This is a genomic window from Streptomyces sp. NPDC018045, assembly GCF_044327445.1.
In the GTDB taxonomy this organism is placed as follows: domain Bacteria; phylum Actinomycetota; class Actinomycetes; order Streptomycetales; family Streptomycetaceae; genus Streptomyces.
This window is the reverse complement of the sequence record NZ_JBIRFL010000004.1, coordinates 231,933-254,513: the sequence shown is the minus strand read 5'-3', so window position 1 is coordinate 254,513 and position 22,581 is coordinate 231,933. Positions and strand designations below refer to the sequence as shown.

Annotated in this window: 20 protein-coding genes, 1 tRNA gene and 1 pseudogene; 18 read left to right on the top strand and 4 right to left on the bottom strand. The window is 72.3% G+C overall.

Annotated features, from left to right (window positions below):
* Positions 1 to 77: 77 nt before the first annotated feature.
* Complete coding sequence (locus tag ACH4EB_RS12060; RefSeq protein ID WP_398347302.1) at positions 78 to 872, bottom strand: LysR family transcriptional regulator substrate-binding protein; 795 nt, start codon at positions 870 to 872, stop codon at positions 78 to 80.
* 58 nt (positions 873 to 930) lie between these two features.
* Between ACH4EB_RS12060 and ACH4EB_RS12055 the strand changes: the two genes are divergently transcribed.
* The 8 genes from ACH4EB_RS12055 (at position 931) to ACH4EB_RS12020 (ending at position 8,872) form a co-directional block, all read left to right on the top strand.
* Positions 931 to 1,335 (top strand): DUF5997 family protein, encoded by a 405-nt coding sequence (locus tag ACH4EB_RS12055; RefSeq protein WP_398347300.1) that lies wholly within the window; start codon positions 931 to 933, stop codon positions 1,333 to 1,335.
* Between the two features lie 268 nt (positions 1,336 to 1,603).
* Positions 1,604 to 2,653: a hypothetical protein gene (locus ACH4EB_RS12050; RefSeq protein ID WP_398347299.1), complete on the top strand. Its 1,050-nt coding sequence runs from the start codon at positions 1,604 to 1,606 to the stop codon at positions 2,651 to 2,653.
* A gap of 2 nt (positions 2,654 to 2,655) precedes the next feature.
* Positions 2,656 to 3,765 carry a hypothetical protein gene (locus ACH4EB_RS12045; RefSeq protein ID WP_398347298.1) on the top strand — a complete coding sequence of 370 codons (1,110 nt, stop codon included), beginning with the start codon at positions 2,656 to 2,658 and terminating at the stop codon, positions 3,763 to 3,765.
* 152 nt (positions 3,766 to 3,917) lie between these two features.
* Positions 3,918 to 4,946 carry an N-acetyl-gamma-glutamyl-phosphate reductase gene (gene argC / locus ACH4EB_RS12040; RefSeq protein WP_398347297.1) on the top strand — a complete coding sequence of 343 codons (1,029 nt, stop codon included), beginning with the start codon at positions 3,918 to 3,920 and terminating at the stop codon, positions 4,944 to 4,946.
* Positions 4,943 to 6,097, top strand: coding sequence for a bifunctional glutamate N-acetyltransferase/amino-acid acetyltransferase ArgJ (gene argJ, locus ACH4EB_RS12035; protein ID WP_398347296.1), 1,155 nt, complete (start codon positions 4,943 to 4,945; stop codon positions 6,095 to 6,097). Before argC ends, argJ begins: the two co-directional genes overlap by 4 nt.
* Positions 6,094 to 7,071, top strand: coding sequence for an acetylglutamate kinase (gene argB / locus ACH4EB_RS12030; protein ID WP_398347295.1), 978 nt, complete (start codon positions 6,094 to 6,096; stop codon positions 7,069 to 7,071). Before argJ ends, argB begins: the two co-directional genes overlap by 4 nt.
* Positions 7,068 to 8,321 (top strand): acetylornithine transaminase, encoded by a 1,254-nt coding sequence (locus tag ACH4EB_RS12025; RefSeq protein WP_398347293.1) that lies wholly within the window; start codon positions 7,068 to 7,070, stop codon positions 8,319 to 8,321. Before argB ends, ACH4EB_RS12025 begins: the two co-directional genes overlap by 4 nt.
* 8 nt (positions 8,322 to 8,329) lie before the next feature.
* The gene (locus ACH4EB_RS12020; protein WP_030999552.1) at positions 8,330 to 8,872 is read left to right on the top strand and encodes an arginine repressor; all 543 of its coding nucleotides are present in this window, start codon (positions 8,330 to 8,332) and stop codon (positions 8,870 to 8,872) included.
* Positions 8,873 to 9,085: 213 nt separating this feature from the next.
* Here ACH4EB_RS12020 and ACH4EB_RS12015 read toward each other — a convergent pair whose 3' ends face one another.
* Entirely contained in the window at positions 9,086 to 10,243 is a 1,158-nt protein-coding gene (locus tag ACH4EB_RS12015; protein WP_398347292.1) for an FAD-dependent monooxygenase, read from the bottom strand.
* Between the two features lie 72 nt (positions 10,244 to 10,315).
* On the opposite strand from ACH4EB_RS12015, the gene ACH4EB_RS12010 reads away from it, so the two are divergent.
* Positions 10,316 to 10,873, top strand: a complete 558-nt coding sequence (locus tag ACH4EB_RS12010) for a TetR/AcrR family transcriptional regulator (RefSeq protein WP_398347291.1) — start codon at positions 10,316 to 10,318, stop codon at positions 10,871 to 10,873.
* Positions 10,874 to 11,067: 194 nt separating this feature from the next.
* On the opposite strand, the gene ACH4EB_RS12005 is transcribed toward ACH4EB_RS12010, so the two are convergent.
* Positions 11,068 to 11,141, bottom strand: a tRNA-Pro gene (locus tag ACH4EB_RS12005).
* Positions 11,142 to 11,302: 161 nt separating this feature from the next.
* Between ACH4EB_RS12005 and ACH4EB_RS12000 the strand changes: the two genes are divergently transcribed.
* The 6 genes from ACH4EB_RS12000 to ACH4EB_RS11975 all read left to right on the top strand — a co-directional run bounded on the left by ACH4EB_RS12000 (position 11,303) and on the right by ACH4EB_RS11975 (position 19,077).
* Positions 11,303 to 11,668 carry a DUF488 domain-containing protein gene (locus ACH4EB_RS12000; protein ID WP_398347290.1) on the top strand — a complete coding sequence of 122 codons (366 nt, stop codon included), beginning with the start codon at positions 11,303 to 11,305 and terminating at the stop codon, positions 11,666 to 11,668.
* Positions 11,669 to 11,814: 146 nt separating this feature from the next.
* A complete protein-coding gene (locus tag ACH4EB_RS11995) occupies positions 11,815 to 13,008 on the top strand; it encodes an argininosuccinate synthase (protein ID WP_398347289.1) in 1,194 nt (397 codons plus the stop codon).
* 108 nt (positions 13,009 to 13,116) lie between these two features.
* Positions 13,117 to 14,544: an argininosuccinate lyase gene (gene argH, locus ACH4EB_RS11990; protein WP_398347288.1), complete on the top strand. Its 1,428-nt coding sequence runs from the start codon at positions 13,117 to 13,119 to the stop codon at positions 14,542 to 14,544.
* Between the two features lie 294 nt (positions 14,545 to 14,838).
* Complete coding sequence (locus ACH4EB_RS11985) at positions 14,839 to 15,390, top strand: TetR/AcrR family transcriptional regulator (protein WP_398347287.1); 552 nt, start codon at positions 14,839 to 14,841, stop codon at positions 15,388 to 15,390.
* A complete protein-coding gene (locus ACH4EB_RS11980) occupies positions 15,387 to 16,973 on the top strand; it encodes an MFS transporter (protein WP_398347286.1) in 1,587 nt (528 codons plus the stop codon). Before ACH4EB_RS11985 ends, ACH4EB_RS11980 begins: the two co-directional genes overlap by 4 nt.
* A 151-nt stretch (positions 16,974 to 17,124) precedes the next feature.
* Entirely contained in the window at positions 17,125 to 19,077 is a 1,953-nt protein-coding gene (locus ACH4EB_RS11975) for a bifunctional metallophosphatase/5'-nucleotidase (protein ID WP_398347285.1), read from the top strand.
* Positions 19,078 to 19,185: 108 nt separating this feature from the next.
* On the opposite strand, the gene ACH4EB_RS11970 is transcribed toward ACH4EB_RS11975, so the two are convergent.
* Positions 19,186 to 19,854: a lysophospholipid acyltransferase family protein gene (locus tag ACH4EB_RS11970; RefSeq protein ID WP_398347283.1), complete on the bottom strand. Its 669-nt coding sequence runs from the start codon at positions 19,852 to 19,854 to the stop codon at positions 19,186 to 19,188.
* Between the two features lie 251 nt (positions 19,855 to 20,105).
* Between ACH4EB_RS11970 and ACH4EB_RS11965 the strand changes: the two genes are divergently transcribed.
* The 3 genes and pseudogenes from ACH4EB_RS11965 to ACH4EB_RS11955 all read left to right on the top strand — a co-directional run bounded on the left by ACH4EB_RS11965 (position 20,106) and on the right by ACH4EB_RS11955 (position 22,572).
* Positions 20,106 to 21,260: a glycerophosphodiester phosphodiesterase gene (locus ACH4EB_RS11965; RefSeq protein ID WP_398347282.1), complete on the top strand. Its 1,155-nt coding sequence runs from the start codon at positions 20,106 to 20,108 to the stop codon at positions 21,258 to 21,260.
* A 117-nt stretch (positions 21,261 to 21,377) separates the two neighbouring features.
* Positions 21,378 to 21,899, top strand: a pseudogene (locus tag ACH4EB_RS11960) (RNA polymerase sigma factor); the annotation flags it as partial.
* 142 nt (positions 21,900 to 22,041) lie between these two features.
* A complete protein-coding gene (locus tag ACH4EB_RS11955) occupies positions 22,042 to 22,572 on the top strand; it encodes a GNAT family N-acetyltransferase (protein ID WP_398347281.1) in 531 nt (176 codons plus the stop codon).
* The last annotated feature ends 9 nt before the right edge of the window (positions 22,573 to 22,581 follow it).

Sequence of the window (22,581 nt, the reverse complement as noted above, 5' to 3'; positions counted from 1 at the left end):
TGGGGTGCGCCGGAGCCGGAAATCACCCCGGCCCGGGATTTACGACTGCCCCGGCACCGGGTGCACGCCGACGGTGGTCACGGCCGGCGGCGGGGCTTGCCGCGCCGGGCGCCCTTCGCCGCGCCCGAGCCTCCGCGCGGGCCCTTGGCGCCCTTGCCGGTCGGCTTGCCGGCCGCGGGCTTCTGGCGGGCGCCGGACTTGCCCGCGTTCTTGGACTTCGACTGGGACCGGGGCTGGTCCTGGGACCGGGGCTGGTCCTGCGTACGGCCACGGGTGCTGTTGAGGGTCCGGCCGCGGACGATGCCGATGAAATCCTCGACCCGGTCGGTGGTCCGCTCCTCCGGCCAGGCCAGTGCGACCTGGGACTGGGGGGCGTCCGTCAGCGTCCGGTACTTGAGGTCCTTGCGGTGATACAGCCGGGCCAGCGACTGCGGGACGACCAGCAGACCGATGCCCGCCGCCACCAGCTCGATCGCGTCCGCCGTCGTCGCGGGCCGCTCGAACGCGGGCTGCCCCGGCGGGCGCTCCCAGCCGAGGGTGTCGTCGAGGGGGTGCAGCACGATCTCGTCGGCGAGATCCTCCGTGGAGACCTCGTCGGCCGCCGTGAAGAGGTGGTCCTTCGGGACCACGACCACCGTCGTCTCCGTGTAAAGGGGGATCGCGCTGAAGAACGTCCGGTCGGCCGGCAGCCGTACGAAACCCGCGTCGGCGCCGCCGTCCCGCAGTACGTCGTACGCCTCGGCGGGGGGCGTCGCGACGAGTTCCAGCGGGATGCCGGGCAGCCGCTCGTTCCAGATACGCACCCACTTCGTGGGCGTCACCCCCGGGACGTACGCGAGCCGGAACGAGAGGGTTTCTTCCGAGCCTGTCACTCCGCCAGGTTACCGGTCGTGGTCAGAGGTAGCGCACACGATCGATACCCTTGACATCATGACGTCGCACCAGAACGCCCAGACGATGAAGCCCGCGACCGCGGCCAAGAAGCTGGGTGTGTACCTCGAAGCCACCCCCGCCGAGTTCCAGGAGGGTGTCGTCTCGCGCGCCGAGCTGAACGCGCTGCAGACCGACCCGCCCGAGTGGCTCCGGGAGCTGCGGCGCGACGGCCCGCACCCGCGTCCCGTCGTGGCCGCGAAGCTGGGCGTCTCCATCTCGGGTCTCGCGCGCGGTGGAGTCACCGAGCCGCTCACCACGGAGCAGATCGACGCCCTGAAGGCGGAGTCCCCCGAGTGGCTGCAGAAGGAGCGCGCCACCCAGGCCGAGGTCCGCAAGGAGACCGTGCGGATCAAGGAGAAGCAGAAGGCGGACCAGGCCAAGCGCGAGCAGCAGGAGAAGTAGCAGCAGGGGAAGTTAAGAGAAGCAGGAGAGACAGCGGGGGAAGCAGGCAGGGAAGCAGGGAAGCCGGCGGGCGAAGAGTCACCAGGGCAGGACTCTTCCCGCCCTGGTCAGCAGCCCACTTCAGCCGGGACCGGCCCCGGCTCCGGCCGCGGCCCGGCCCCCGCGGTGCGCACGGTCGACGCGTAGTGCAGGCATGGCCGTGTGCCGTCTGTTCATGGGTGGGTGACCGCCAATAAGCTGAGCGGCCTTCGCGTTCTGGGGAGGTCCTGTGAACGGTCTCCGTGCGCTCTTCATCTGCTTTGTGATCGCGTGTGCCGCGGTGGTGTCGCCGGCCGCGGCCGTGCCGCCGCGCTGGTCGGCGCTGCCGGTGCCGGCGGCGGCCCCGCCGGTGACCGTGTCCGACCTCGCCGCCCGCGGACCGGGCGAGGCGTGGGCGACCGGGTACGAGCACGCCGCCGACGGGCTGCGGCCGATGCTGTACCGCTGGGACGGCACGGCGTGGCGTCGGGACGCATCCTTCCCCGGCGCCGGTGAGCCGGGCCGGCTCGGCAAGGTGCAGTTCGTCGGCGAGGAGGTGTGGATCTTCCAGAGCCGCGCGGGGGCGGGGCAGATCCTGCGCCGGTCGGCGGGCGGGTGGAGTGCCGTCCCGCTGCCGCAGACCCTGCGCAGCCACCAGGACTTCGCCGCGGTACCGGGTGCCGCGTGGGTGGTCGGGGAGGACGACACCGGGCTGAAGGTGCTGCACCACGACGGTTCCCGCTGGACCACGCAGCCCGTCCCGGACGGTGTGCTGTACGTGATGGGGATCACCGCGCGTACTGCCACCGACGCCTGGGCCTGGGCGGACACCCGCACCGGGACCACCGTCCTGCGCTGGGACGGTACGGCGTGGCGGGACGCGAGGGTACCGCTGCCGCCGAACGGCAACGTGCACACGATCCTGCTCGAACCGTCCGGCCGGGTCACGGTCGGCGGCAGCCGGTACGCCGACGGCGTGTCCCGCCCCTACCTGATGACCTGGAACGGGCACGCCTGGCGCACCACCTACCCGCCGCTGGGCGACACCTCCACCGGGGCCATGGTGCGCGGCCCGGACGGCGCGCTGTGGCTGCCGGTGCGCAGCGACCGCGCGTTCCAGTCGGAGTACGCGCGGATGAACGGCTCCCGCACCACCTTCTCCTACGGCCCGCGGCGCATGAACGCGATCGACGTCCAGCCGCGTGCGCTGGCGAGGGCCGGGTCCGCACTGCTGTCCTTCGGGACGGCCGAGATCTACGGCTCGAAACCGAACCTGATGAGCGAGCGGCTGGGAGGCTGACCATGGCGCGCAGACTTCTCGTCGCGGCCCTCGCCGTCGCCATGACCCTGCTGGCCGTCATGACCACGGCCACGGCGCAGACCCCGTCCTGGCGCCACGTTCCGGTCCCGGCCCAGGTGCGTCCCCAGGCCGGGCTGAACGGGGCCGTGGCGTTCGGTCCCGACCGGGCGTGGGCGGTGGGTGCCGACGCCGTCGGTCGCGCGGCGCCGGGCTTCCCGCTGGTGCTGCGCTGGAACGGAACCGCCTGGCAGCGCCAGGGCCTGCCCGGGATCCGCTGGCAGGGCGAGCTGCTGTCCATCGCCGCGACCTCGCCGGCCGCGGTCTGGGCGGTCGGCCGCGACGCGGCGGGCGGCGCCCGCCTGCTCCGCTTCGACGGCAGGGCGTGGTCCGAGAGCCGGCCGCCGCGTGGCGTCGTACTGACCGATGTCGTCGCCGGCGGCGGGGAGACCTGGCTGATCGGTGCACGGGACGGCGCGCAGGTGCTGCTGCGTCGGGACGGGCGTGGCTGGCAGGAGCTGCCGGTGCCGCCGGGAGCCGTGTACGGCCTGCACATCCTGGCGGCCGACGACGTCTGGGCCGCGGGCGCCGCCAATTCGGGCGCGGCCGTGTCGCACTGGGACGGGAAGGCGTGGCAGCAGACGATCGTGAACAGGTTCCCGCGGTCGGCCGTGGGCAGTGTGCTCGCGGTCTCGCCGACGGAGGTGTGGGCGGGGGGCACGGCCGGGTTCATCGGCGGCCCGCCGGGCAAGCCGATTCCGCCGCTGCTGGTCCGCTGGGACGGCCAGGCGTGGAGCCGGGTGATCATGCCCACCGACTTCGGCTCGGTCAGCTCACTGGCGCCCGGCCCGTCCGGCGCGCTGGGCTGGGTCTCGGTGGCCCGCTCGCAGAAGTGGGGCCCGCCGGGCAGCCATCCGCCGCTGGTCCCCGGACCGGACTTCCTCGCCTGGAACGGACAGTCCTTCGCCGAGTACAGCGAACCGACGGTGGCCGGGGAGGGCGACTCCTACGTGCTGCGGCTGACCCCGGTGCCGGGCACGTCGGCGGTGTGGTCGGTCGGCCGCGCCGCCGGCCCCGAGAGCACCTTCGCCCCGCGCGTCCTGCGGTTCGGCTGAGGACGCCGAACGGGGGCTCCGTCCGCCGCGCGCGGAGCCCCCGTCTCCGCCCTCCGGCGGCCCGGCCACACAGCCCGGACGCCCACCCGCCCACCGACCATTGCATAAAACTTCCCCTATCCGTATAGTCATGCCCTCAAGGAGGAGGGTCCATGGCAGTACGAGCAGCAGTGGCCGGAGCGAGTGGCTATGCCGGGGGAGAGGTTCTGCGGCTGCTTCTGGGGCATCCGGAGATCGAGATCGGCGCGGTGACCGCGCACGGCAACGCGGGGCAGCGGCTCGGGGCGGTGCAGCCGCATCTGGTGCCGCTGGCCGGGCGGGAGCTGGTGGCCACCACGGCCGAGGCGCTGGCCGGGCACGACGTGGTCTTCCTCGCGCTGCCGCACGGGCAGTCCGCCGCGGTGGCCGAGGCGCTGGGGCCCGACGTCCTCGTCGTGGACTGCGGCGCGGACTTCCGGCTGGCGGACGCCGGTGACTGGGAGCAGTTCTACGGCTCGCCGCACGCCGGCACCTGGCCGTACGGGCTCCCCGAGCTGCCGGGCGCACGGGAGGCGCTGCGCGGCGCCCGGCGCGTCGCGGTGCCGGGCTGTTACCCGACGGCCGTCTCGCTGGCCCTCTTCCCGGCGTACGCGGCGGGGCTCGCCGAGCCGGAGGCCGTCGTGGTCGCCGCCTCGGGCGCCTCCGGCGCGGGCAAGGCACCCAAGCCGCACCTGCTCGGCAGCGAGGTGATGGGCTCGATGAGCCCGTACGGCGTGGGCGGGGTGCACCGGCACACGCCGGAGATGGCGCAGAACCTGAGCGCCGCGGCGGGGGAGCCGGTCACCGTCTCCTTCACCCCGACGCTCGCGCCCATGTCCCGCGGCATCCTCGCCACCTGCTCCGCCAAGGCCCGGCCCGGCGTGGACGGCGCCGACCTGCGGGCCGCGTACGAGAAGGCGCTCGGCGACGAGCCGTTCGCCCGGCTGCTCCCGGAGGGGCAGTGGCCGTCCACCGCGGCCGTGTACGGGTCGAACACCGCGCTGGTGCAGGTCGCCCATGACACGGCGGCCGGCCGGATCGTGGTGGTCAGCGCCATCGACAACCTGACGAAGGGCACCGCCGGCGGCGCGGTGCAGAGCATGAACATCGCCCTGGGTCTCGACGAGGCCACCGGGCTCTCTACGATCGGAGTCGCACCGTGAGCGTCACGGCAGCCAAGGGTTTCTCGGCGGCGGGCATCGCCGCCGGGATCAAGGAGAACGGGAACCCGGACCTCGCCCTGGTGGTGAACAACGGCCCCCGACTGGCCGCCGCCGGCGTCTTCACCGCCAACCGCGTCAAGGCCGCCCCGGTGCTCTGGTCGGAGCAGGTCGTCAAGGGCGGCCGGATCTCGGCCGTCGTCCTCAACTCCGGCGGCGCCAACGCCTGCACGGGCCCCGAGGGCTTCCAGGACACCCACGCCACCGCGGAGCGGGCCGCCGAGGTCCTCAAGGGGCACAGCGCGGGCGAGGTCGCCATCGCCTCGACCGGGCTGATCGGCGTACGGCTGCCGATGGACAAACTGCTGCCGGGGATCGAGAAGGCCGCGGTCGATCTGAGCGTGCACGGCGGGGAGAAGGCCGCCATCGCGATCAAGACCACCGACAGCGTGCACAAGACGGCGGTGGTCTCCACCGATGGCTGGACGGTCGGTGGCATGGCCAAGGGCGCGGGGATGCTCGCGCCGGGGCTGGCCACCATGCTCGTCGTGCTCACCACCGACGCGGACCTTCCGGCGCCGGAACTGGACCGGGCGCTGCGGGACGCGACCCGCACGACGTTCGACCGGGTCGACTCGGACGGCTGCATGTCCACGAACGACACGGTGCTGCTGCTCGCCTCGGGGGCGTCCGGGGAGGTCCCGGAGTACGACGCGTTCGCGGACGCGGTCCGCACGGTCTGCGACGACCTGGCGCGGCAGCTCATCGGCGACGCGGAGGGCGCGAGCAAGGACATCCGCATCGAGGTGATCGGTGCGGCGAGCGAGGACGACGCCGTCGAGGTGGGCCGGTCCATCGCCCGGAACAACCTGCTGAAGTGCGCCATTCACGGCGAGGACCCGAACTGGGGCCGGGTGCTGTCCGCCATCGGCACCACCTCCGCCGTCTTCGACCCGGACCGGCTGAACGTCGCCATCAACGACGTATGGGTCTGCAAGAACGGTTCGGTGGGCGAGGACCGGGACCTGGTCGACATGCGCTACCGGGAGGTGCGGATCACCGCCGACCTCAGCGCGGGCACCGAGTCCGCGGTGATCTGGGCGAACGACCTCACCGCCGACTACGTCCACGAGAACAGCGCGTACTCGTCATGAGCACCCGCAAGCACACCGCGCTGCCCAAGGCCCGCACCCTCATCGAGGCGCTGCCCTGGCTGACCCGCCACCACGGCAAGACCGTCGTCATCAAGTTCGGCGGCAACGCCATGGTCGACGAGGGGCTGAAGGCCGCCTTCGCGCAGGACGTCGTCTTCCTGCGGCACGCCGGGCTCCGTCCCGTCGTCGTGCACGGCGGCGGCCCGCAGATCAGCGCCCAGCTCGACCGGCTGGGCCTGGAGTCGGAGTTCAAGGCGGGCCTGCGGGTCACCACGCCCGAGGCGATGGACGTCGTACGGATGGTGCTCGCCGGCCAGGTGCAACGGGAACTGGTCGGGCTGCTCAACCAGCACGGCCCGCTCGCCGTCGGCATGACCGGCGAGGACGCCCACCTGATGTCCGCCACCCGGCACTACGCCGAGATCGACGGCGAGCGGGTGGACATCGGGCGGGTCGGCGAAGTCACCGCGGTCGACCCCGGCGCCGTACAGGCGCTGCTGGACGACGGCCGCATCCCGGTCATCTCCTCCGTCGCCCGCAGCGCCGACGCGGGCGACGAAACCGGTGTCTTCAACGTCAACGCCGACACCGCGGCGGCGGCCCTGGCCGCGGCCCTCGGCGCCGAGACGCTGATGGTCCTCACCGACGTGGAGGGCTTGTACGAGGACTGGCCGCACAGCGACGAGGTGATCTCCCGGCTCACCGCCACCGAGCTGGAGAAGCTGCTGCCCGACCTGGCCAGCGGCATGGTGCCGAAGATGCGGGGCTGCCTGCACGCCGTACGCAACGGGGTGCACACCGCCCGGGTCATCGACGGCCGGGTCCAGCACTCGATCCTGCTGGAGATCTTCACCGACGAGGGGATCGGCACGATGGTTGTGCCGGACGCGGACGCGCACGCGGGCTCGGACACGGCGGCGGACGCCGGGGCCGGCGCGAACACGAGCGAGAGCGAGAAGGCGGGAGCGGCATGAGCGGCACGGCGATCGGCACAGCGCCCGGCACGGCGGACGGCACGGGGTCCAACGCGGCTCTCACCGAGCGCTGGCAGGGCGCCATGATGGACAACTTCGGCACGCCCCGTGTCCCTCTCGTACGCGGCGAGGGCGTACGCGTCCAGGACGCCGACGGCAACGACTACCTGGACTTCCTCGGCGGCATCGCCGTCAATGCCCTCGGCCACGCGCACCCCGCCGTCGTCCGCGCGGTCTCCGAGCAGATCGCCACCCTCGGGCACGTCTCCAACTTCTTCGTCGCCGAACCGACCGTCGCGCTGGCCGAGCGGCTGCTGCGGATCGCCGGCCGCCCCGGCCGGGTCTACTTCTCCAACTCCGGCGCGGAGGCAAACGAGGCCGCCTTCAAGATCGGCCGGCTGACCGGCCGTACCCACATGGTCTCCACGACCGGTGGCTTCCACGGCCGCACCCTGGGTGCCCTCGCGCTCACCGGCCAGCCCGCCAAGCAGGACCCCTTCCGGCCGCTCCCCGGCGACGTCGACTTCGTCCCGTACGGGGACACCGCGGCCCTGCGCGCCGCCGTCACCACCGAAACGGCCCTCGTCATCATCGAACCCGTCCAGGGCGAGAACGGCGTCGTGGTCCCGCCGCCCGGCTACCTCGCCGCCGCCCGCGAGATCACCGCCGCCACCGGCACCCTGCTCGTGCTGGACGAGATCCAGACCGGTATCGGCCGTACCGGCCACTGGCTGGCGTCGCAGGCCCAGGGCGTCGAGGCCGACGTGATCACGCTCGCCAAGGGCCTCGGCGGCGGCCTGCCCATCGGCGCCACCCTCGCCTTCGGCCCGGCAGCCGGCCTGCTCACCCCCGGCTCGCACGGCTCGACGTTCAGCGGCAACCCCGTGGTGTGCGCGGGCGCGCTCGCCGTGCTGGACACGATCGAGGCCGACGGCCTGCTCGATCACGTCAAGCGGGTGGGCGAGCGGCTGCGTGGCGGGATCGAGGCGTCGGCACACCCGCTCGTCGGCCAGGTCCGCGGCGCGGGACTCCTCCTGGGTATCGTCTTGTCCGAGCCCGTCGCACCGCAGGTGCAGCGAGCGGCTCAGGACGCGGGCCTCCTGGTGAACGCGGTCGCGCCGGACGTCATCCGGCTCGCTCCGCCGCTGATCGTCTCGGACGACGAAGCGGATACGTTCCTCCGGAAGCTCCCCGCCGTCCTCGACGCGGCCCTCGCGGGGGCACACGGGGTACAACGATCCGGAGACTGACGACAACGATGACCGAGGCGCAGGACAACGAGACGCTGCACGGGGGGCCTGCCGTACCGCAGACCCGCACCGCCCGCCACCGCCGGATCGTGGACATCCTCAACCGGCAGGCCGTCCGCTCCCAGAGCCAGCTCGCCAAGCTGCTCGCCGACGACGGCCTGTCCGTCACCCAGGCCACCCTCTCCCGCGACCTGGACGAACTGGGCGCGGTGAAGATCCGCAACACCGGCGGAGAACTGATCTACGCGGTGCCCAGCGAGGGCGGCGACCGCAAGCCGCGGGCGCCCCTGGGGGAGTCCGCCAAGGAGGAGCGGATGCGCCGCCTCTCCGGCGAGCTCCTCATCTCCGCCGAGGCGTCCGCCAACCTCGTGGTCCTGCGCACCCCGCCCGGTGCCGCCCAGTTCCTCGCCTCCGCCATCGATCAGGCCGAACTGCACGACATCCTCGGCACCATCGCCGGCGACGACACGCTGATGCTCATCAGCCGCGACCCGGCCGGCGGCCAGGCCCTCGCCGACCACCTGCTCAACCTGGCACAAAAGGCCCGCTGAACCACCCGCACCCCATGCCGTCCGCCGTACGGCGGCACACGTTCCCCAGCCCCGCCGCCGCGCCCGGCCGACACGGGAGGACCGCCGCCGGCAACACGGGCACGAACGCTGCTCGCCTGAGCGCGCCGCCTCGACTGGTGGTGGAGGTGGGGCTCGCAGCGAGTTTGCTGGCTTGGGGTGGGGTGGTGGCGAGTTGGGGGGACGCCCGTAGGGTCAGTTCAGGTGGGGTGGGGTCCAGGCGTGGTGCCGGAGGATCATGCGTATGGCGGTGCGGGAGGGGGTCATCCGCATCGCGGTGTTGCGTAGGGCGACGGGCAGGGGGTGGGTGAGCTGCTGGCCCATCCGTCCGGCCTGGCGGGCGGCGCGTGCGACGGCTTGGCTGCGCGGTCGGCGCTCGGTGTCGTAGCGGGTGAGTGCGGCTTCCACGGTGGGTTCGGTGGTGAGCGCGGCGGCCAGGGTGACCGCGTCCTCCAGCGCCTGGCAGGCGCCCTGGCCCAGGTTCGGGGTCATCGCGTGCGCCGCGTCGCCGAGCAACGCGATCCGGCCGACCGCGTACGAGGGAAGGGGCGTGCGCAGTTCGTTGATGTCGTGGTGCAGTACGGCGTCGGGCCGGGTCGCGTCGAGCAGGGCGGGGATCGGGGCGTGCCAGTCGTGGAACCGCCGGCGCAGTTCGGCCAGGGGGTCGGTGAACCGCGTTCCGGCGGGGAGGCTGAGGACCGCGTGCCACTCGGCGCGCCCGTCAGGGAAGGCGATGTGCCCGAACTCGGTACCGTGGCCCCAGGTCAGCTCGAAGTCGGTGCGCAGTGCGACTGCCTGCTCGGTGATGGCGCGCAGTACCGTCGAGCCGCTGTAGACCGGTCCGGGGTGGGCGGGGAAGAGGTGGTCGCGGATCTTGCTGCCGACGCCGTCGGCCGCCACCACCAGATCGGCGTCCAGGATGGTCTCGCCGCAGCCGACGCGCACCGCTCCTGGCCCAGCCTGCCGGACCGGGCCGGCCGCAGAGCCCAGCAGCAGTGTCCCGGCGGGCAGGGCTTCGCGCAGCAGCCGGTGCAGGGTGGCGCGGGGGATGCCCATGATCGGCGTGCCGACCGCTTTCTCCAGCGCCGCGCCGTCCATCCGGGCCAGCCACCCGCCCTCCGGCGTGCGGGTACCGCCGCTGTACTGGGCCCGCGATGCTTGTCGCACCGCCTTGCCCACGCCGAGTTCGTCGAGTGCCCGAAGGCCGTTGGCGGCCAGTGAGATGCCCGCCCCCACGTCGTCGAGCACGGGCGCGCGCTCGACGACCGTCACCTCCCAGCCGATGCGGCGCAGGCCGACCGCGGCGGCCAGGCCGCCGATGCCGCCTCCGACGATTACCGCTGACTTGCCCATGGCGAGCCCCCACTTCTTCTACATCTGTAGAAGATGACCTTATCGGAAGCGCTACAGGTGTAGAAAGGGAGCATGGCTACGGACCGGCGCACCCTCCTCGCGGACGCGGCTCTCGACGTACTCGCCGACGAAGGCATCCGCGGCCTGACCCACCGCGCGGTGGACCGCCGAGCGGGCCTGCCACCCGGCACCACGTCGGCGTACTTCCGTACCCGGGCCGCGCTGCTCACCGCGCTCGTGACCCGCCTGGTCCAACTCGACCAGGCGGAACTGCAGACGGCGGCCGAGCGGCTCCCGCCCCTGCGCACCGCCGAGGACCTGGTGAACGCCATGGCGCCGCTCGTCCGGCAGCGGCTCACCGGTGAGGGTCGCCGCCGCTCGCTGGCCCGCTTCGCCTGCGCCGCCGAGAGCGCGCGGGACCCCGAACTGCGGGAGATCCTCGTACCCCGCGAGAACGCCGGCCGCGAGGCCGTCCGGCTGTTCCTCGCCGGGCACGGCGTGACGGACGCCGACAACCGCACGCGCACACTGCTGTCCTGTATCGACGGCCTGGTCTTCGACCGGCTTGTCGGCGGCGGCGAAGTGCCGCGCGAGGCCCTCGAAAGCCTCGTGACCGCCGCCCTCCGATAGCCCCTGACCGTCCACGGCTCCGGCCTGAGCGCCGCGCGCCCCGTCAGCGACCAGCGGCGGGCTGCCCGGACCGGCCCGCCGCCTCGGCCGTCTCCGCTGCCGCAGCTCTCGTCCAGTGATCCTTCGGGCAGAAAACGATCAAGAGGCCGCCTCGGATTTCTCCGATGCGGCCTCTGATCTGCGACTCCAATGAGTCGGGACGACAGGATTTGAACCTGCGACCCCTTGACCCCCAGTCAAGTGCGCTACCAAGCTGCGCCACGTCCCGGTGCTCGCTTCGGCCGGGTTTCCCCGGTCGCGGCGTGCACAAGAAAAATACCCTGTCCGGGGCTCTGATTCCAAAGTGGGGTCCCTGCCGGAGCACAGAACGGTCGAAAAGGGGCGGGAAAGTGCCACGCAGGCCGTGTGGGCGCGTGCTTCCATGGCGCTATGGCTGATCGACGCGGAGAGATCCGGCGGCGTCGCGTGTACGAGGCGCCCGATGCCGGGGACGGGGCGCGGGTGCTCGTGGACCGGTTGTGGCCGCGAGGGCTGGCGAAGGACGCGGCGCGCCTGGACGAGTGGTGCAAGGACGTGGCGCCGTCGAAGGGGCTGCGCACCTGGTACGGGCACCGGCCGGAGCGGTACGAGGAGTTCGCCGCGCGGTACCGGGAGGAGCTGGCCGCCTCGCCGGCCGCGGAGGCGCTGGGGCGGCTGCGGGAGTATGCGGCGGCCGGGCCGCTGACCTTGCTGACCGCGACCAAGAGCATGGAGCTGAGCCATGTGACGGTGCTGGCGGAGGCGCTGGGGGAGTAGTCGGTGCGGGGTGCGTACCACCTCTGAGCTGGGGCTATGACCCCTCGGGACGTTACGGCTGCGCCATTCGGGTGGAGTGCGTTGACGAAACATGCGGTGGAGTGCATAGTTATACCCATCAGCGAATGCACCGTAAGGAGAAACCCGTGACCGAGCGCGTCGTACTCGCCTACTCGGGCGGCCTGGACACCTCCGTCGCCATCGGCTGGATCGCCGAGGAGACGGGCGCCGAGGTCATCGCCGTGGCCGTGGATGTCGGCCAGGGTGGCGAAGACCTGGACGTCATCCGCAAGCGCGCGCTCGCCTGTGGCGCGGTCGAGGCCGAGGTCGCGGACGCCAAGGACGAGTTCGCCGACGAGTACTGCCTGCCCGCGATCAAGGCCAACGCGCTGTACATGGACCGCTATCCGCTGGTCTCCGCGCTGTCCCGGCCGACGATCGTCAAGCACCTGGTCGCCGCCGCCGAGAAGCATGGCGCCACCACCGTCGCCCACGGCTGCACCGGCAAGGGCAACGACCAGGTGCGGTTCGAGGCCGGGATCTCCTCCCTCGCGCCCGACCTGAAGTGCATCGCCCCGGTCCGGGACTACGCGATGACCCGGGACAAGGCGATCGCCTTCTGCGAGAGCAAGAACCTGCCGATCACGACCACCAAGAAGTCGCCGTACTCGATCGACCAGAACGTCTTCGGACGGGCCGTGGAGACCGGCTTCCTGGAGGACATCTGGAACGCGCCGATCGAGGACGTGTACGAGTACACCTCCGACCCCGCCGCCCCGCGCGAGGCCGACGAGGTCGTCATCACCTTCAAGGAGGGCGTGCCGGTCGCGATCGACGGCAGGCCCGTCACCGTCCTCCAGGCGATCCAGCAGCTCAACGAGCGGGCCGGCGCCCAGGGCATCGGCCGGATCGACATGGTCGAGGACCGGCTGGTCGGCATCAAGTCCCGGGAGGTCTACGAGGCGCCCGGCGCGATCGCGCTGATCACCGCCCACCAGGAGCTGGAGAGCGTCACCGTCGAGCGGGAGCTGGCCCGTTACAAGCGGCAGGTCGAGCAGCGGTGGGGCGAGCTGGTCTACGACGGCCTGTGGTTCTCGCCGCTGAAGCGGGCGCTGGACGGGTTCATCCAGGAAGCCAACCAGGCGGTCTCCGGTGACATCCGGATGACGTTGCACGGTGGCCGCGCGGTGGTCACCGGGCGGCGGTCCGAGCAGTCGCTGTACGACTTCAACCTGGCCACGTACGACACGGGCGACACCTTCGACCAGTCGCTGTCGAAGGGCTTCATCGAGATCTTCGGAATGTCGTCGAAGATCGCCGCCAAGCGGGACCTGGCGTAGGGCCGGGCTCCACCCGGGTCAGGGCACCGTCCCGACTCCGTCCCCGGTGGCCGGTTCGTCCGGCCGCCGGGGACCGTCACATCTCACCATCCACGAGGAGCTGAGCAAGTGAGCAGCAACAGCGGTGACGTCCGGCTCTGGGGCGGCCGGTTCGCCGACGGCCCCGCGGAGGCCCTGGCGCGACTGTCCGCCTCCGTCCACTTCGACTGGCGGCTGGCGCCGTACGACATCGCCGGTTCCCGTGCGCACGCGCGCGTGCTGCGCAAGGCCGGGCTGCTCACCGAGGACGAGCTGACGCGGATGCTGGAGGGGCTGGACCGGCTGGAGGCCGATGTCGCCGACGGCGGTTTCACCGGCACCATCGCCGACGAGGACGTGCACACCGCGCTGGAACGGGGCCTGCTGGAGCGGCTCGGCCCGGACCTCGGCGGCAAGCTGCGGGCCGGGCGGTCCCGCAACGATCAGGTCGCCACGCTCTTCCGGATGTACCTGCGCGACCACGCGCGGATCATCGGCGGACTGATCACGGACCTCCAGGAAGCGCTGGTCGGCCTCGCCGAGGCGCACCCGGACGTCGCGATGCCGGGCCGTACGCACCTCCAGCACGCACAGCCGGTGCTGTTCGCGCACCATGTCCTCGCGCACGTCCAGGCGCTGTCGCGGAACGCGGAGCGGCTGCGGCAGTGGGACGAGCGCACGGCGGTCTCGCCCTACGGGTCGGGCGCGCTGGCGGGTTCGTCGCTCGGGCTGGACCCGGAGGCGGTCGCCGCCGACCTGGGCTTCGAGCACGGCAGCTCGGCCAACTCCATCGACGGCACCGCCTCGCGGGACTTCGTCGCCGAGTTCGCCTTCATCACCGCGATGATCGGCGTGGACCTGTCCCGGATCGCCGAGGAGATCATCATCTGGAACACGAAGGAGTTCTCCTTCGTGACCCTGCACGACGCCTTCTCCACCGGCTCCTCGATCATGCCGCAGAAGAAGAACCCGGACATCGCCGAGCTGGCGCGCGGCAAGTCGGGCCGGCTGGTCGGCAACCTCACGGGCCTGATGACGACCCTCAAGGCGCTGCCGCTGGCCTACAATCGCGACCTCCAGGAAGACAAGGAGCCGGTCTTCGACTCCTGCGACCAGTTGGAGGTCCTGCTGCCCGCGTTCACCGGGATGATGGCCACGCTGACCGTCAACCGGGAGCGGATGGCGGAGCTGGCCCCGGCCGGGTTCTCGCTGGCCACGGACATCGCCGAGTGGCTCGTTCGGCAGGGTGTGCCGTTCCGGGTGGCGCACGAGGTCGCGGGGGAGTGCGTCAAGGCGTGCGAGCGGCACGGCATCGAGCTGGACCAGCTCACCGACGAGCAGTTCGCCGCGATCTCGCCGCACCTGACCCCGGAGGTCCGTACGGTCCTGAACGTGCCCGGCGCGCTCGCCTCGCGCAGCGGCCGGGGCGGCACGGCGCCGTCGGCCGTCGCCGTCCAGTTGGCGGAGGTCAAGACGGACCTGGCCACCCAGCGGGCGTGGGCCGACGCCAAGCGCTGAGCCTTCCGGCCTTCTTGAGGTGGACCTTCCCGGCTCCTTGAGATCACGCGGGGGCTTCCCGGTTCCCTGGGACGGGTCTCCTCGGCCCCGGGGGTGAGCCTCCCCGGCCCCCTCAGGCGCACTTTTCCGCCACCCCCTGCATACGTCGGGGCGAGCACCGGACGGCGGTGCTCGTACCCGGGCCGCGGCCCCCTTGGAGTCTCCGAGGGGCCGCAGCCGTTCCGGAGACGGGCGGACGGCGACACGCACCCCGCTCATGAGACGTCCATGTCTCATTCGGGTACTCTATGTCTCATGGCTGTGGACCGTGAACACGTACTCAGGGAAGCCGCCGGCCTGCTCACCCGCAGGGCGACCGCCAATATGGACGAGATCGCCAAGGCCGCCGGCATCAGCCGCGCCACCCTCCACCGCCACTTCGCGGGCCGCGACGCCCTGATCAAGGCCCTGGAGGAGCTGTGCATCCGGCAGTTCGCGGGGGCGCTGGACGCGGCCCGCCTCGACGAGGACGACGCCGTGTCGGCACTGCGCCGGCTGATCGCCGAAGCCGAGCCGGTGGCCGGCTTCATGGCCTTCCTCTACACCGAGAACCAGCTCTTCGAGGGCGAGGAGGTCAACGAGGGCTGGGAGCGGCTGGACGCCCGTATCCACGCGCTGTTCCGGCGCGGTCAGGAAGAGGGCGACTTCCGGATCGACCTGACGCCCGTCTGGCTCACCGAGGCGCTGTACGGACTGATCGGCGCCGGCGCGTGGGCCGTGCACGAGGGGCGCGTCGCCCGCAGGGACCTCGACCATTCGATCGCCGAGCTGCTGCTCGGCGGCATCCGACGGAGCATGGAGAAATGAGCAAGCCCGCCAAGGAAACCGCCGGCCGCACCGGCGTCACCGCGGAGCACCAGCCAGGCGCCGGACGCTGGCTCGCGCTCGCCGTCCTGGTCCTCGCCGTCCTGCTGGTCGGCGTGGACGCCACCGTCCTGGGCCTGGCCACCCCGTTCCTCAGCGAGGACCTGCGCCCGTCCGGCACCCAGTTGCTGTGGATCGGCGACGTCTACTCGTTCGTCATCGCCGGCCTGCTGGTCTCCATGGGCAGCCTCGGCGACCGCATCGGGCGCAAGAAGCTGCTGCTGACCGGATCGGTCGCGTTCGGCGCGATGTCGGTGCTCGCCGCGTACGCCGGCACCCCGGCCATGATGATCGTGGCGCGGGCGCTGCTGGGCGTGGCGGGCGCGACGCTGATGCCGTCCACCCTGGCCCTGATCCGCAACCTCTTCCACGACCCCAGGGAACGCAGCCTGGCCATCGGCATCTGGGGCGCCATGGCCTCGGCGGGCGCGGCCGTCGGTCCGGTGCTCGGCGGCTTCCTGCTCGGTCACTTCTGGTGGGGCTCGGTCTTCCTGATCAACCTGCCCGTGATGGCCCTGCTGGTGATCGTCGGCGCCAAGGTGCTGCCGGAGTCCCGCAACCCGAACCCCGGCCCGTGGGACCTGCCCAGCGTGGGCCTGTCCCTGGTGGGCATGATCGGCGTCGTCTACGCGATCAAGGAAGCCTCGGTGCACGGCCTCCGCTGGGACATCGCGGCGGCCGCCGTCCTCGGGGCGCTCGCGCTGGTCACCTTCGTCCGCCGACAGCAGTCCCTGGCCTCGCCGCTGCTGGACATGAAGCTCTTTCAGCACCGTGGCTTCTCCGGTGCCGTACTGGCCGACCTGCTGACCATCCTGGGCCTGTCCGGCCTGGTCTTCTTCCTCTCGCAGTTCCTCCAGATGGTGCAGTTGCGCTCGCCGCTCAACGCGGGCCTGGTCGAACTGCCCGCCGCGATCGGCGCGGTGGGCGCGGGACTGGCCGCCGGATACGTCGCCCGGAAGCTGTCCGTACGGCTCGTCGTCGCCGGCGGACTGGGCGTCGTCGGCCTGGCGCTGGCCGGCTGCATCGGCCTGGACCAGGACACCAGCACCCTCACCCTCGGCGCGATCCTGTTCGTCGTCGGCGTCGGCGCGGGCTTCGCCTTCACCGTCACCGCGGACGTGATCCTCTCCAGCGTGCCCAAGGAGCAGGCGGGCGCCGCGTCCGCGGTCTCGGAGACGGCGTACGAACTGGGCGCCGCCCTCGGCATCGCGCTGCTCGGCTCCATCGTCACCGGCATCTACCGGGACTTCGCCACCCCGCACGGCGTGCCCGAGACGACCGCGAACGCCGCCAGGGAGTCGCTCGGCGGCGCCGTCGAGGCGTCCGGCACCCTTCCGGCCGACGCCGGGGCCGGTCTGCTGAGGGCCGCCCAGCACGCGTTCGTCGACGGCCTGGACACCGCGGCCGGGGTCGGCGCCGCCGTCCTGATCGCCGCCGCCTGCGCCGCGTGGTTCCTGCTGCGCGGCCAGCGGCTGGAGGACGGCTCCGCCGCGGCGGAGACCGAGCCCGAGGCCGCGCACCACTGACCCGCGGAATCCGTGGTACCGGGCGGGGGGCGGCAGTTGTCCCCCGCCCGTTCACGTCCCGGCCGCCTCGTGTGGGCCGCAAGGCTCCCATGGCTCGTTTGACTCTCCAGGCATTCCCCCGCACTCGTGCAGTCTCAGGAGGGTGAAGACCATGGCAGAGCTCGGCAGACGTCTCTTCTTCACCGCAGCGGGGGCCCTGGCCACCGCCACCGCGGTCGGCACCCACGCCTTCGCCACCGGCCACGCGCGCGACGCGCGGTCGGCGGACGAGTACGTGGACGTGCAACTGCTCAACATCACCGACCTCCACGGATACCTCCAGGCGGCACCGGGCAGCAGCTCGGTCATCACCGGCGCCGGTGGCAAGAAGTACACCGTGGGCGGCGTGGCCTACATGGCCGCGCACCTCGAACGGCTGCGGGCGGGCCGCGCCAACTCCCTCTTCTTCGCGCCCGGCGACCTCTTCTCCGGCTGGGAGTTCCCCGCCGAGTCGCTCGCCGACGAACCGACCATCGAAGCCCTGAACCGGATGGGCCTGGACTTCGCCTCGGCCGGCAACCACGAGTTCGACAAGTCGCCCGCCTTCCTCTCCCAGCACATGGTGGACGGCATCTCCTATCCGACGGTCGACTGGGACAACTCCTTCGTCGACTCCTCCGGACAGCGGTTCCACGGCGCGGACTTCGCGTACTACTGCGCCAACACGGTGTGGGCCGGCAGCGGGGAGCGGGTCCTGCCGCCGTACAACATCGAGTGGGTGGACGCCGGCCGGGGGCGGCGGCTGCCGATCGGCTTCATCCACCTGACCGCCATCGGCACCGAGACCATGCCCGCCTCCTACCAGCCCGGGCTGCGCACCCTGGACCAGCTCGCCACCGCCGACCGCTGCGCCGCCGAACTCAAGTCCCGCGGCGTCAACGCGATCGTGCTCAGCATGCACGACGGCGCGGTGGCCGGCGGTGACTTCAACAGCGGCAGCAACCCCTCGGGCCCCGCCTACGAACTGGCGTTGCGCTGCTCGCCGGATATCGACGCCATCGTCTGCGGCCACTGGCACACCGCCTTCACCATGATGGTCCCCGACCCGCACGGCGTGCCCCGTCCGTTCGTCGAGGCCGGCTGCCACGGCCAGCTCGTCAACGAGATCAGCCTCCGGCTGGACCCGGGCACCGGCAAGGTCGTCCGGGAGCTGACCACCGCCACCAACCACCCCAACACCCGCGACGTGGCACCCGACCCGGAGCTGTCCGAGGTCGTCAAGTACTGGGCCGGGTACGGCACCCGGCGCGCCGCCGTCGCCCTCGGCAAGCAGACCGCCTCCTTCACCCGGACCCGCAACGCGGCGGGCGAGTCCACCATGGGCGACCTGGTGGCCGACTGGGCGCTGTGGGCCGGGCGGCAGCCGCAGGGCCCGATGAACGACGCCAACCTCGACCCCGCCGTCCCCGCCGACCTGGCCCTCATCGCCATCGCGCCGCGCATCGGGCAGGCCATCATCGCCGGGGACCTCACGTACGACTCCGCGACCGGCGGCACGGTCGCCTTCGGCAAGGCGTGGAACGCGGTCGGCTTCGGCGACCCGATCGTGACGGCCACCGTCACCGGGCAGCAGATCCACGACGTGCTGGAGCAGCAGTGGACCGTGCCCGCGGGCGGCGGTCTGAAGTACGCGCCGCTGGCCGTCTCCGCCAACGTCCGCTACGGCTTCGACGCGACGGGCCCGGCGGGCGACCGGGTCGACCCGGCGGACGTGTTCATCGACGGCACCGCGCTGGACGTGGGCCGCTCGTACCGGGTCGCGGCGCCCTCGTACACGTTGCTCAACCAGGACGGGTATCCGGCGTTCACCGGCTTCACCCGCCCCTTCCGGCACAACCGCGACTTCGAGAGCTTCGTCGCGTACGTCAAGGAGCGGCAGCGGATCGCGCCCGCGCCGCTGAACCGGGTGACGGTGAAGAACAGCGGCGCCCCGGGCGCGCGGATCGGCGAGACCACGGTCCCGCCGCGGCTGCGGAGCGCGGACGGCACGGTGCTGCCCCGGGCCGAGGCCGCGATGCTCGCCGCCGGACGGCCCACGGCGGACGGCTTCCGGGTGCCCTGCTGAGCCGTACGGAGGCATCGCCGGCGGTACGGCGTCGTGCCGCGCCACCGGCAACGTGCGGGGCCCCGCCCGGAATCGGACGGGGCCCCGCACGTGGCGGTCCGGCGGCGGTCAGGCCGCACGGGCCTTGGTGGCGTACATGTCCACGTACTCCTGGCCGGACAGCTCCATGACGTCGCTCATCACCTCGTCGGTGACGGCGCGCAGCACGTAGCGGTCCCGGTCCATGCCCTCGTAGCGGGAGAAGTCCAGCGGCTCACCGAAGCGGCAGGTCACCGGCGCGAGGTGCGGGCGGCCCTTGCCGCCGGGCTGCACCTTGTCGGTGCCGATCATCGCGAACGGCACGACGGGCGCGCCGGTCATCAGCGCGAGGCGGGCGATACCGGTACGGCCGCGGTACAGGCGGCCGTCGGGGGAGCGGGTGCCTTCGGGGTAGATGCCGAACGCGTGGCCCTCCTCCAGGATCCGGCGGCCGGTCATCAGCGCGGCGACGCCGCCGTGCCCGCCGTCCCGGTCCACCGGGACCATGCCGGCGGTGGTGAAGAACCAGGCCATCAGACGGCCCTTGAGACCCTTGCCCTTGACGTACTCGTCCTTGCCGATGAAGAACACCGGCCGCTTGACGATGAGGGTGAGGAACAGCGAGTCGATGAAGGTGACGTGGTTGCCGGCCAGGATCACCGGTCCGCTGCCGGGAATGCGCTCCACGCCCTCGACCTTCGGGCGGAACAGGACACGCATGACGAATCCGAGAAACGCCTTCAGCAGAATGCGGGACAACGGGCCCTCCGGTCGTGGGTGGTCTGCGGCGGTCGCCGCGAGCGTGCAAGAGTATGCAGCCCAGGACGATACTCGTCGGCCCACCTCGATCGCACATCGGGTTCACGGGCCCGATACGCAGAGTTGACGTGGGTTTTCCGGGCGTTTCGGACCACGTCTGCCGCGCGAAAGGTGTACGTGCCTAGGATCGCTTCGACCCATTGACAGGTGCCGGACACCCTCACCGGCGCCGTGGAGCGAGGAGCGCGAACATGCAGGAACGGCAGCAGCCGGGACGCCGGACGGTACTGGGCGCGGCGGCCCTCGGCGCGGGCGCGGCGGTCTGGGGCGGCACCGGCACGGCGAGCGCCGCGAGTTCCCGCGGGCGCGGCCACGGCCACGGCGCGCACGGCGAGCTGCCGGTACCGCTGATCGTGGGTCACCGCGGCGCCAGCGGCTACCGCCCCGAGCACACCTTCGGCTCCTACCAGCTCGCCCTGGACATGGGCGCGGACATCATCGAGCAGGACGTGGTGCCCACCAAGGACGGCCACCTCGTCTGCCGGCACGAGAACGACATCACGGCCACCACGGACGTCTCCGCGCACCCGGAGTTCGCGGACCGCAGGACGACGAAGACGGTCGACGGGGCCAAGCTCACCGGCTGGTTCACCGAGGACTTCACGCTCGCCGAGCTGAAGACGCTCCGGGCCAAGGAGCGCATTCCGGGCACGCGACAGCACAACACCCTTTATGACGGCGTATGGGAGGTACCCACCTTCGAAGAGGTGCTGAAGTGGGCCGACCGTGAGGGCCGCAAGCGGGGCCGCCGCGTCTGGCTGCACATCGAGACCAAGCACCCCACCTACTTCCGCAAGCTCGGTCTGGGCCTGGAGGAACGTCTCGCCCGGCTGCTGCGCAAGTACGGCCGGCACAAGAAGCACGCGCCGAACTTCCTCCAGTCCTTCGAGCCGAGCAGCCTCCAGCGCCTCGACCAGCTCGTCGACTGCCCCAAGGTCCTCCTGCTGGGCACCCCCAAGGACCGCCCGTGGGACTTCGAGGTGGCGGGTGACCCGCGCACCACCGCCGACCTGGTCAAGCCCGCCGGCCTGAAGTGGATCGCCGGCTTCGCGCAGGGCATCGGCCCCGACCTGACCGTCATCCTCCCGCGCACCGAGGACGACAAGCTGGGCAGGCCCACCTCGGTCGTCAAGGACGCGCACGCCGCCGGGCTGGTCCTGCACCCCTACACCGGCCGCAACGAGAACACCTTCCTGCCCGCCGACTTCCGCCGCGGCAGCGACCCGGCGGCGTACGGCGACGCGCTGGGCTACTTCAGGAAGTGCCTGGCCACCGGCATCGACGGCCTCTTCTCCGACAACTGCGACACGGCCCTGCTGGCCGCCGCCGAGTTCCGCCGGCGCTGACCCCCGCCCACCACGGGTGGCGCCGCGGGGCGTCACCCCGGCGCCGCCGGCGCCACGGACGAGTGAGGCCGTGGCGCCGGCGAAACCGCCCGGCCGCGCCGCCACGTCTCGCACGCCATGCGGCACGCCATCACGGACAACGACCTCATTCGTACGCTGCGCCCCCTGCTGGCCGCAGAAGTCGCCGCCGAGGCGGCCGCGGCGGGAGCCGACGCCGAGGACCTCGAACAGGGCGTGTGGACCCGACTGCTGGAGCACACCCGCCAGGCGGGGCCGCCCGCCGAACCCGCCCGCTGGCTGCGCCGCGCGGTCCGCGCCGAGGCCCGCGGCGCACGGCGGCTGGCGCTGCGGGAGGTCCCGTACGACCCCACCGGACCACAGCCCCTGGTCGCCGCCGTCGCCGAACGCGCGGCGCTGGAGACCGAGGAACGGCGGGCGCTGCACGCCGCCGTCGCCCGGCTCCCCGGGCGCTGCCCCGCCCTGGTGCGCGCCCTGTTGTCGCGCTCCGACCTCACCTACCGCGAGATCTCATCCGAGTTGGGAATGTCACAGGGGAGCTTGGGGCCGGTCCGTTCCCGTTGCCTGGGATGCCTGCGCAGAATGCTCACGGCGGAGGTTGCCGCTGCGCAAAACCGGGGAGTCCGGAAGCAGCAGCGTCAGTCACGCCACGACGGCGCCGTGCACCACACGGCCCCGTCCGTCAGGGCAACCGGTCCGGGCGTACCCTCTCACCCTCTGCACGCCCGGGCGCACCGAACCGAATAAGGGGAGGCATACGCGCATGGGCATGAGCGTGACCATCTCGGCGGCGACCGGCCAGGACGCCGAGCAGATCCTCAAACTCCAGTACCTCTGCTACCAGCCGGAGGCCGCGCTGTACGACGACTACTCGATCCAGCCGCTCACCCAGACCCTGGATGACCTGCGTGCCGAACTGAGCGACGCCTGCGTGGTGGTCGCCCGGCTCGGCACGGAGGTCGTCGGGGCGGTGCGCGGCACGGTCGACGCCGACGGCACCGCCGCCATCGGCAGACTCGTCGTCCACCCCCGGCTACAGCGCCACGGCCTCGGCGGACGGCTGCTCACCGCCGTCGAGGAGCGGCTGACCGCCGAGCGCTCGGCCAAGCGCTACCGCCTGTCCACCGGCCACCGCAGCGAGGGCAACCTGCGCCTGTACCGTGGCCACGGCTACACGACCGTCGGCACCGAGCAGCTCAGCCCCCGCCTCAGCCTGATCACGCTGGAGAAGGAGGCGGCCACCGCGGACGCGACCACCGGGGACGGCGCGCCGACCTACGTGGCGAGCGCCTGACCGGCCGCC

What these genes read in the sequence shown, in the direction of transcription:
- ACH4EB_RS12010 (WP_398347291.1), top strand. Translation starts at nt 10,316, where the DNA reads ATGGCTACGGACCGGCGCACCCTCCTCGCGGACGCGGCTCTCGACGTA.
- ACH4EB_RS11975 (WP_398347285.1), top strand. Translation starts at nt 17,125, where the DNA reads ATGGCAGAGCTCGGCAGACGTCTCTTCTTCACCGCAGCGGGGGCCCTG.
- ACH4EB_RS11965 (WP_398347282.1), top strand. Translation starts at nt 20,106, where the DNA reads ATGCAGGAACGGCAGCAGCCGGGACGCCGGACGGTACTGGGCGCGGCG.
- argB (WP_398347295.1), top strand. Translation starts at nt 6,094, where the DNA reads ATGAGCACCCGCAAGCACACCGCGCTGCCCAAGGCCCGCACCCTCATC.
- ACH4EB_RS12055 (WP_398347300.1), top strand. Translation starts at nt 931, where the DNA reads ATGACGTCGCACCAGAACGCCCAGACGATGAAGCCCGCGACCGCGGCC.
- ACH4EB_RS11955 (WP_398347281.1), top strand. Translation starts at nt 22,042, where the DNA reads ATGGGCATGAGCGTGACCATCTCGGCGGCGACCGGCCAGGACGCCGAG.
- ACH4EB_RS12015 (WP_398347292.1), bottom strand. Translation starts at nt 10,243, where the DNA reads ATGGGCAAGTCAGCGGTAATCGTCGGAGGCGGCATCGGCGGCCTGGCC.
- ACH4EB_RS12020 (WP_030999552.1), top strand. Translation starts at nt 8,330, where the DNA reads ATGACCGAGGCGCAGGACAACGAGACGCTGCACGGGGGGCCTGCCGTA.
- ACH4EB_RS12000 (WP_398347290.1), top strand. Translation starts at nt 11,303, where the DNA reads ATGGCTGATCGACGCGGAGAGATCCGGCGGCGTCGCGTGTACGAGGCG.
- ACH4EB_RS11985 (WP_398347287.1), top strand. Translation starts at nt 14,839, where the DNA reads ATGGCTGTGGACCGTGAACACGTACTCAGGGAAGCCGCCGGCCTGCTC.
- ACH4EB_RS12025 (WP_398347293.1), top strand. Translation starts at nt 7,068, where the DNA reads ATGAGCGGCACGGCGATCGGCACAGCGCCCGGCACGGCGGACGGCACG.
- argC (WP_398347297.1), top strand. Translation starts at nt 3,918, where the DNA reads ATGGCAGTACGAGCAGCAGTGGCCGGAGCGAGTGGCTATGCCGGGGGA.
- ACH4EB_RS11980 (WP_398347286.1), top strand. Translation starts at nt 15,387, where the DNA reads ATGAGCAAGCCCGCCAAGGAAACCGCCGGCCGCACCGGCGTCACCGCG.
- ACH4EB_RS12045 (WP_398347298.1), top strand. Translation starts at nt 2,656, where the DNA reads ATGGCGCGCAGACTTCTCGTCGCGGCCCTCGCCGTCGCCATGACCCTG.